This is a genomic window from Acidobacteriota bacterium (assembly GCA_016195325.1).
GTDB lineage: Bacteria > Acidobacteriota > Polarisedimenticolia > JACPZX01 > JACPZX01 > JACPZX01.
In genome coordinates, this window is the sequence record JACPZX010000100.1 from 1 (window position 1) to 8,970 (window position 8,970).

The following is an 8,970-nucleotide window of genomic DNA, read 5'->3' on the forward strand; positions in this document are numbered from 1 at the left end:
GCGGGAGCCGTCGCGGCGGGCGGTGCCGTCGCGTCCCGGGTCGGCGCGCCCGGCGCGGCGCTTGCCGGGGACGCCGCGGGCGGCGCGGCGACGGGCCGCGGCGCCAGCTTCGGCGCGAACATCACCTGCCACGCGATGAGGACCACGACCGACAGGGCCACGGCGAGGAGGGAGCGGCGGTCCATTCAGGGCACCGGATCGAATCCACCCGCGTGAAACGGGTGGCACCGCCCGATGCGCCGGGCGGTGAGGAGAAGACCTCGCCCGAGACCGAATTTCGCGATCGCGTCCGAAGCGTAGACGGAGCAGGTGGGATGGAACCGGCAGGCCGCGGGAAGCAGGGGAGAGAGGAGCTTCTTGTACGCTCGAAGGAGCGTCAGCGCGACGCGCGTGGGAAGCATCACGATCGACGCCGTCTTTCGCCGTATCGCTCGATCGCGCGGCGCAGATCCGCCGCGAGCTCCGCGTACGTGGCGCTCGGTGCGCCGGGCCGGGCCTGGATGACGATGTCGAGTCCCTGTGTCATGACGTCCCTGTTTCGCCGGAACGCCTCGCGCAGTCGCCGTCTCACGGCGTTTCGCTTCACCGAGGGACCCACCGCGCGGGAGATGGTGAGACCCAGGCGCGGATGCTCGAGGTTCGTCGGTCGTACTATCAGCGTGAAGTAGCGGGAGGGGATACGTTGGCCGGTCGCGTAGGCGTTGTCGAACTCGACCTTCTTTCGAAGGCGGTCCTCGGGCCGCAGGCGCTCGCCGCGGCCCTCGTGAGTCACACCGTCAGCCTCTTCCTCCCTTTCGCGCGCCGACGCTTGAGGACCAGGCGCCCCTTGTTGGTCTTCATCCGCGCCCGAAACCCGTGGGTTTTCTTGCGCCGACGCACGTTCGGCTGAAAGGTTCTCTTCATCGCTCGCGCCGCCTTCTGTTCCTGTGTGGTTTTGTGGAGTCGAAGGCTCGCATCCTACTCATGGAGCTTCACACTCGTCAAGCTGATCGTGTCGCGAGGGAAATCATTGTCACGCGATCGCGGCCTGTGGTAGCATGCGCGCTCACCGTGAAAAGCTTGAATCGTTGTTGGCGGCCGTGATGGAGTCGTGGGGAACGTGCGCCCTGACGTTCGTCATTCCTTGATTCTGTCGCACTAGATCTCGGGCCCGTGACGGCGGTGGTACCACCTGTTGGGCCGGCCGGTTATTGACTTTACATAAGTACATACAGGCTGGACAGCGCGGTCCTAAGATACTGAACCGGAACATCTTATCTCGGAGGGTGATTTCCACAGTTGTTGACGGTCTGTGGATAACCGCCTCCTCGAACGGGACAACCACTCACGGCGCATGGACATCTGGCAGAGAATCCTTGCCCGCCTCGAGGGCGAAGTCGGCAAGCAGGCCTTCGGCACCTGGCTTCGACCGACCTCCTTGATTCGTGACGAGGGCCCGGGGCTGCAGGTTCGGGTGCCCAACAGGCTCTTCGCCGACTGGATCCGGCGGCACTACCTCGATCGAATCTCCTCTGCGGCGTCCGCTCTGGGCCGCGACGCGCTGACCCTCGAATTCATGATCGACGGCGAGGGGGTTGCGCCGGGGGCCGCGGCGCTGGCCGGGCGCGGGTCGACCGAGCCCTCCTCCGATGCTCCGAACTCGCGCTACACGTTCGAGTCCTTCGTCGTCAGCTCGTGCAACGAGTTCGCCCACGCCGCGGCGCTGCGTGTCGCCGAGTCCCCGTCGAGCTCGTACAACCCCCTCTTCATTTACGGCGGCGTCGGCCTGGGCAAGACCCATCTCATGCACGCGATCGGAAACCTCGTGCGGTCGCGCAACCCCCACCTGCGGCAGCGCTACATCTCGACGGAGACGTTCGTGAACGATCTCATCGGATCGATCCGTTACGAGAAGACGAACGACTTTCGGACGCGCTACCGCAGCGTCGATCTCCTGCTCGTCGACGACATCCAGTTCCTGGCGGAAAAAGAGCGCACGCAGGAGGAGTTCTTCCACACGTTCAACGCGCTCCATGAAGCGCAGAAACAGATTGTCATGACCAGCGACTGCCCGCCCCGGGACATTCCGACCCTCGAGGAGCGCCTGCGCTCCCGGTTCGAGTGGGGCCTGATCGCGGACATTCAGCCTCCCGATCTCGAGACCAAAGTCGCCATCCTGAACAAGAAGGCCGAGGCGGAGCGGGTGGCCCTCCCCTCCGATGTCTCGATCTTCATCGCGAGCAAGACGAAGTCGAACATCCGAGAGCTCGAGGGGGCCCTCGTGCGGCTCCTCGCCTACGTCTCCGTGACGGGGCGGCGGCTCGACCTCGCGCTCGCGAGGGAGGTGCTAAAGGACATCTGGGCCGACAACGATCGAGCGATCACGGTGGAGGCGATTCAGAAGTACGTCGCCAACTACTACCACCTCCGGGTGAACGACCTCAAGGCCAGGAGCAATGCGCGTCTCGTCTCATTCCCAAGGCAGGTCGCCATGTACCTGTGCAAGACGTTGACCCCCGCCTCACTCCCGGAGATTGGGCGCCGCTTCGGAGGAAAGCACCACTCGACCGTCCTTCACTCCATCCGGAAGATAGAGGATATGCGCCGCGCCGATCCGGATTTCGACAGAATCGTCAACAGCTTTATTGAGGCGTTCAAATGAGTTCGTCCCCGATCTCCCCGTTTTCCGCGGCAGGGATCCCCGTGCGCCGAGGTCTGGACAGGGCACTTCCCGGGATATCCGCGAGAGGCTCCCTCCGCTCTCTTCACGCTCCGCTGTCCTTCCACAGGAGAAGCCCTTGAGCGATTGGGGCTTCCTCCGTAATCCGAATTCTCCACAGGCCCTACGGCGGCCTCTAGATCTCTCTTTATCTGTAATTTCCCTTGATCGTCGTCTCTTAACGTGGGACGATCCCCCGTTCCAACGCCCTGCCGAGCCGGAGGAGCCGAGCCATGGAACTCGTCGTCAAGCAGCCTGACATCCTCAGAGAACTGGAGCTTCTGCAGGGAGTCGTCGAGCGGAAGAACACCGTTCCGATCCTCTCGCACCTCCTGCTCTCAATCACCGGCGAGGGACTCGAGGTCATGGGCACCGATCTCGAGGTGAGCGTCCGCTCTCGCAGCTCGGTCACGGTCAATAAAGAGGGAGCTGTCTGCGTCGCGGCCAAGAAGCTGTACGAAATCATTCGTCTCCTGCCAGAGAAAGATGTCCTCATCAAGTCCGACGCCGAGAACTGGGTGTCTGTGGTCTGCGACAGGTCCAGGTTCCGCATCATGGGCCTGCCGAAGGAGGATTTTCCGACGCTTCCGGTGGCCGGAAAAGCCTCGAAGATCAAGATCCCCGGCCCGACACTGAAGAAACTGATCGAGAGGGTCATCTTCGCCGTCACCTCGGACGACGCGAGGTTCGCCCTCAACGGGGCGCTTATGATCCTGAAGGATCGGACCATCACGCTCGTTTCCACCGACAGCCATCGGCTGTGTCACGCGACCGAGACAACAGACATGAAGGGACCGGCCGAGGAGGAAAGGGCCCTCGTCCCCAGGAAAGCGCTCACGGAGCTGATGAGGCTCGGGCACGGGCTCGACGGAGACGTCTACTTCACCCGCAAGGAGAACAATCTCTTCTTCGAGGTCGGCAACGCCGTGCTCACCTCGAGGGTGCTCGAAGGGACGTTTCCGAACTTCGAAAAAGTGATCCCGGTGGGAAACGACAAGATTGTGGAGTTCGATCGAAAAGAACTGGCCACCGCGTTGAACCGGGTGAGCCTGCTGGCGAACGAGCGATCACGAGCGGTCCGGCTGGCGGTGAAGGACGGCGCGGCCGAGTTCTCGTCGAAGAACCCCGAGATGGGGGAGGCCTCCGAGGCAGTCGAGGTCGCGTTCAAGGGGGATCCGATCGAGATCGGCTTCAACGCGAAGTATCTCGTCGATTTCCTCGCGATCGTCGACACCGACAGGGTGCAGATAGAACTCAAGGACGACGTCACCCAGGGGGTCCTGAGACCTGCCGGTGAAGAGTCCAGGAACTACACGTACGTCGTCATGCCCATGAGGCTTTAGGCGGTAGGGGACGATGAGCGAACGGAACGAGACCCCCCGCACGGTGCGGAGCGGAGTCTACGACGCCTCGCAGATCCAGGTTCTCGAGGGGTTGGAGCCCGTCCGCAAGCGCCCGGCCATGTACATCGGCTCGACGGGGGAGGGGGGCCTTCACCACCTCGTCTATGAGGTCGTCGACAACAGCGTCGACGAGGCGCTGGGCGGGCACTGCGACCACATCGAGGTCGTGATCCACTTCGACAACAGCGTGACCGTCACCGACAACGGCCGCGGAATCCCCGTCGACGAGCACGCGACGGAGAAGCGGCCGGCCGCCGAAGTCGTGCTCACGACGCTGCACGCCGGCGGCAAGTTCGACAACGAGAGCTACAAGGTCTCCGGAGGCCTTCACGGCGTGGGCGTCTCCGTCGTGAACGCGCTGTCCGAATCGCTCGATCTCGAGATCTGGCGCGACGGCAAGGTCTACCAGCAGTCCTACTCGAAGGGGATCCCGACGACGCCCCTCACGCAGGTGGGGACGACGCAGCGGCGCGGAACCAAGGTGACGTTCCACCCGGACGCGACCATCTTCGAGACGACGACCTTCTCCTCCGACATCCTCTCGCAGCGCCTTCGCGAGCTGGCGTTCCTGAACCCCGGCCTCAAGATCGAATTCCGCGACGATCGCAAGGACCACACCTCGACATTTCACTACGCCGACGGGGTCCGCGACTTCATCCGGCACCTCAACCGCACGAAGACGGCCCTTCACCCCGAGCCGATCTACATCAAGGGCGAGAGGGACTCAGTCGAAGTCGAGGTCTCCCTGCAGTACAACGACACGTACAACGACAACATCTTCTCCTTCGCGAACAGCGTCAATACGGTGGAGGGGGGGACGCACCTCACAGGGTTCCGTTCGGCGCTCACGCGAACGATCAACGCCTACGCGACGAAGAACAACCTGACGAAAGATCTCAAGGACATCTCCCTCACCGGCGAGGACGTGCGCGAGGGGCTCAGCGCCGTCGTCTCGGTCAAGCTTCCGAACCCGCAGTTCGAGGGGCAGACGAAGACGAAGCTCGGCAACACCGAGGTGAAGGGGCTCGTCGAGGGAATCGTCAACGATCGCCTCGCGGTCTTTTTCGAGGAGACGCCTCTTGTCGCCCGCCGCATCGTCGCGAAATCGTCCGAGGCCGCGCGGGCCCGGGAGGCGGCGCGGAAGGCCCGTGATGCAACGCGGCGCAAGGGGGTCCTCGACGCGACCTCTCTCCCCGGCAAGCTCGCCGACTGCCAGGAGCGAGACCCCGCCCACTCCGAGCTCTTCCTGGTCGAGGGAGAGTCGGCCGGCGGGTCGGCGAAGCAAGGGAGGGATCGGCGGATCCAGGCGATCCTGCCGCTCAAGGGAAAGATCCTCAACGTCGAGAAGGCCCGGTTCGACAAGATGCTCAATCACGAGGAGCTGGGGACCCTCATCACCGCGCTGGGGACCGGCGTGCGCGGGCTCGAGGACTACGATCTCTCGCGCCTCCGCTACCACAAGATCTTCCTGATGAGCGACGCCGACGTGGACGGCGCGCACATCCGGACGCTGCTCCTCACATTCTTCTTCCGTCAGCTCCCGGAGCTGATCGAGCGCGGCCATCTCTACATCGCGCAGCCGCCGCTGTACAAGGTCAAGAAGGGGAAGAACGAGATCTACCTGTCGACCGAGGCCGAGATGGAGCACTTCATCCTCGAAAAGGTGACGGAGGAGCGCAAGCTCACGACGCCCGCCGGGAAGGTCTACCAGGGGCCCGCGCTGATGGCCGCGCTCGAGCGGCTCACCGAGATGCGCCGGCTGATGACCGTGATGAAGAAGCGGGGATATGACGTCGAGATCCTCGACACGCTGCTCAGGGAAGGGGTCTGGCAGCGCTCCTTCTTCGCGGACCGCGAGCAGGTCGAGGTGCTGACCGCGGCGCTGCTCGAGAAGGGCCGCGTGGTGGCGCCGATCACGCACGACGAAGAGCATTCGCTCTACGCGTTCTCGGTCGCATCCAAGGTGCTCGGCCACGCCGACGCGAAGATCTCGTGGGACGGACTCGTGGGGACCGTCGAGTACCGGCGGCTCTACCAGGCGCACCGCGACACGGGCGACATGAACTCAGGCCCCCTCCTGCTCGCGAACAATGGCGACGAGACGTCGCTCCCCGACAAGGAGGCGCTGCTCGACCACATCATGGAGGCGGGGCGCGAGGGGGTGACGATCCAGAGGTACAAGGGCCTCGGCGAGATGAACCCCGAGCAGCTCTGGGAGACGACCATGAACCCCGAGACGCGCCGCGCGCTCCAGGTTCGCATCGAGGACGCCGAGGCGGCCAACGACATCTTCAGCGTCCTCATGGGCGAGCAGGTCGAGCCCCGTCGCGAGTTCATCGAGAAGTACGCCCTCGACGTGAGGAACCTGGACATCTAGCCCGGGAACGGACCCCCAACCACCGGAAGCGCAAAGCAACCCGAGCACGCAGCCAACCATGGACGAAAAGACCGAACGCCCCGATCGCACGACGCCCGTCTCGATCCACGACGAGATGAAGAAGTCGTACCTCGACTACGCGATGTCCGTCATCATCGGGCGCGCGCTTCCCGACGTCCGCGACGGCCTCAAGCCGGTGCACCGCCGTGTCCTCTACGCGATGCACGACATGGGGAACGATCACGCGAAGCCGTACAAGAAGGCCGCTCGCATCGTCGGCGACGTGATCGGCAAGTACCACCCCCACGGCGAGATGTCGGTGTACGACGCCGTCGTGCGCATGGCGCAGGATTTCTCCCTCAGGCACCCGCTCGTCGACGGCCAGGGGAACTTCGGATCGATCGACGGCGACCCGCCGGCGGCCATGCGCTACACGGAGGTCCGCATGTCGCGCCTCGCGGGCGAGATGCTGAAGGACCTCGAGAAGGAGACCGTCGACTGGGTCGCGAACTACGACGGATCCCTCGAGGAGCCCCTCGTCCTTCCGAGCGCGATCCCCAACCTGCTGGCCAACGGCTCCGACGGCATCGCCGTCGGGATGGCGACGAAGATCCCCCCGCACAATCTCGGCGAGCTCGTCGACGCGCTCATCCTGACGATCGAGCAGCCCGAGAGCCAGCTCGGCGACATCATGAAGCTCCTCCCGGGGCCCGACTTTCCGACGGCCGGGTTCATCCACGGCACGGAGGGGATCCGCCAGGCGTACGCCACCGGCCGCGGCGCCATCAGCATGCGCGGCCGCGCCGAGATCGAGGAGGCGACGCGCAAGGGCGCCCTGCGCATCGTCATCACCGAGATCCCGTACCAGGTGAACAAGGTCCGCCTCATCGAGCAGATCGCCGATCTCGTCCGATCGAAGCGCGTCGAGGGGATCGCCGACATCCGGGACGAGTCGAGCCGCGAGGGGATGAGGCTGGTCCTCGAGCTCAAGAAGGACGAGGCGCCGCAGCCCATCCTCAATTTCCTCTACAAGCACACACAGCTCCAGGACTCCTTCGGCTGCATTCTCCTGGCCATCGTGGGCGGCCAGCCGAAGGTTCTCACGCTCCGCGAGATGCTCGACGCCTTCGTCGCGCACCGGCGCGAAATCGTCCTGAGGCGCACCGCCTTCGAGCTCCGGAAGGCCGAGGAGCGCGCCCACATCCTGGAAGGGCTCAAGATCGCGCTCGATCACCTCGACGAGGTGATCGCGACGATCCGCGCGGCGCGCGACCCGCAGACCGCCAAGGAGCAGCTTCGCTTCAAGTTCAAGCTGAGCGACCTCCAGGCGCAGGCGATCCTCGAGATGCGGCTCCAGCGCCTCACCGGGCTCGAGCGCGACAAGATCATCCAGGAGTACGAGGACACGCTCCGGGAGATCGCGCGCCTGATGGGAATCCTCGGCAGCGAGCAGAAGGTCCGCGAGATCATCGTCGAGGAGCTCCGCAAGGTGAGGGCCACGTACGCCAACGAGCGGCGCACCGAGATCGTCCCCTTCGTGGACGAGATCCTCCTCGAGGACATGATCAAGGAAGAGGACATGGTGGTCACCGTGTCCCACACCGGGTACATCAAGCGCAGCCCGCTCGACATCTACCGGACGCAGCGGCGGGGCGGGAAGGGGCGCGTCGGCATGACGACGCGCGACGAGGACTTCGTCGAGCACCTCTTCATCGCGTCGACGCACGCGAGCCTTCTCATCTTCACGAGCAAGGGAAAGGTGCACCGGGTCAAGGTCTTCGAGCTCCCCGAGGTCGGCGCCTCGGCGAAGGGGAAGGCGCTCGTGAACTTCGTGAACCTCGCGGCCGAGGAGAAGGTGATGGCCCTCGTCGCGATCAAGGAGTTCGAGCTGAAGACCTACGTCGTGATGGCGACCGCCAAGGGGGTCATCAAGAAGACCCCGCTCACCGACTTCCAGAACATCCGAACCGGCGGCATCATCGCGCTGACGATCGACGCGGGCGACGACCTCCTCGGCGCGCGCCTCAGCGACGGCACGCAGGACATCATCCTGGCGACGCACGGCGGGAAGATCATCCGATTCCACGAGGACGATGTCCGCGACATGGGGCGCGCGGCGCGCGGCGTGCGCGGGATCAAGCTCCGCGAGAAGGACTACGTCGTCGAGATGGACACGCTCGCGGGCGCGACGCACATCATGACCGTCACGGAAAACGGCTACGGGAAGCGCACCGAGATCGCGAAGTACCGGAAGCAGACGCGAGGGGGGTACGGTATCATCGACATCCGGACCACCCCCCGCAACGGCACCGTCGTCGGCGTGAAAGCGGTCAAGGACGACGACCAGATCATGCTCATCACCGTGCAGGGGATGATCATGAGGATGCGCGTCAAGCAGACGAGCGTCGTGGGCCGCGCCACCCAGGGCGTGCGCCTCATCTCCGTCGAGGGCGGCGACAAGCTCGTGTCGGTCGCCAAGCTCGCCGAGAAGA

The 8,970-nt window shown here is 64.7% G+C and carries 8 protein-coding genes; 4 read left to right on the forward strand and 4 right to left on the reverse strand.

The features are described 5' to 3' along the window. From HY049_17255 to rpmH, 4 genes are all read right to left on the reverse strand, one after another. A partial coding sequence (locus HY049_17255; protein ID MBI3450647.1) for a membrane protein insertase YidC occupies nt 1-185 on the reverse strand: 185 nt, incomplete at its 3' end. Beyond that, nucleotides 186-401, reverse strand: a complete 216-nt coding sequence (yidD, locus tag HY049_17260; GenBank protein ID MBI3450648.1) for a membrane protein insertion efficiency factor YidD — start codon at nt 399-401, stop codon at nt 186-188. Further along, nucleotides 401-772: a ribonuclease P protein component gene (gene rnpA / locus HY049_17265; protein MBI3450649.1), complete on the reverse strand. Its 372-nt coding sequence runs from the start codon at nt 770-772 to the stop codon at nt 401-403. Before rnpA ends, yidD begins: the two co-directional genes overlap by 1 nt. Further along, nucleotides 769-903 (reverse strand): 50S ribosomal protein L34, encoded by a 135-nt coding sequence (gene rpmH, locus HY049_17270; protein ID MBI3450650.1) that lies wholly within the window; start codon nt 901-903, stop codon nt 769-771. Before rpmH ends, rnpA begins: the two co-directional genes overlap by 4 nt. 430 nt (nt 904-1,333) lie before the next feature. Here rpmH and dnaA point away from each other — a divergent pair, with 430 nt between their 5' ends. From dnaA to gyrA, 4 genes are all read left to right on the forward strand, one after another. Continuing rightward, a complete protein-coding gene (gene dnaA / locus HY049_17275; protein MBI3450651.1) occupies nt 1,334-2,641 on the forward strand; it encodes a chromosomal replication initiator protein DnaA in 1,308 nt (435 codons plus the stop codon). A 290-nt stretch (nt 2,642-2,931) separates the two neighbouring features. Beyond that, complete coding sequence (gene dnaN, locus HY049_17280) at nt 2,932-4,041, forward strand: DNA polymerase III subunit beta (protein MBI3450652.1); 1,110 nt, start codon at nt 2,932-2,934, stop codon at nt 4,039-4,041. 13 nt (nt 4,042-4,054) lie between these two features. Continuing rightward, complete coding sequence (gyrB, locus tag HY049_17285; protein ID MBI3450653.1) at nt 4,055-6,478, forward strand: DNA topoisomerase (ATP-hydrolyzing) subunit B; 2,424 nt, start codon at nt 4,055-4,057, stop codon at nt 6,476-6,478. A 58-nt stretch (nt 6,479-6,536) separates the two neighbouring features. After that, nucleotides 6,537-8,970: DNA gyrase subunit A (gyrA, locus tag HY049_17290; protein ID MBI3450654.1), on the forward strand; the 2,434-nt coding region annotated here is incomplete at its 3' end.

Bases quoted from the DNA above. Each gene is read 5' to 3' on its own strand.
- dnaN (MBI3450652.1), top strand. From the start codon at position 2,932: ATGGAACTCGTCGTCAAGCAGCCTGACATCCTCAGAGAACTGGAGCTT.
- dnaA (MBI3450651.1), top strand. From the start codon at position 1,334: ATGGACATCTGGCAGAGAATCCTTGCCCGCCTCGAGGGCGAAGTCGGC.
- gyrB (MBI3450653.1), top strand. From the start codon at position 4,055: ATGAGCGAACGGAACGAGACCCCCCGCACGGTGCGGAGCGGAGTCTAC.
- rpmH (MBI3450650.1), bottom strand. From the start codon at position 903: ATGAAGAGAACCTTTCAGCCGAACGTGCGTCGGCGCAAGAAAACCCAC.
- yidD (MBI3450648.1), bottom strand. From the start codon at position 401: ATGCTTCCCACGCGCGTCGCGCTGACGCTCCTTCGAGCGTACAAGAAG.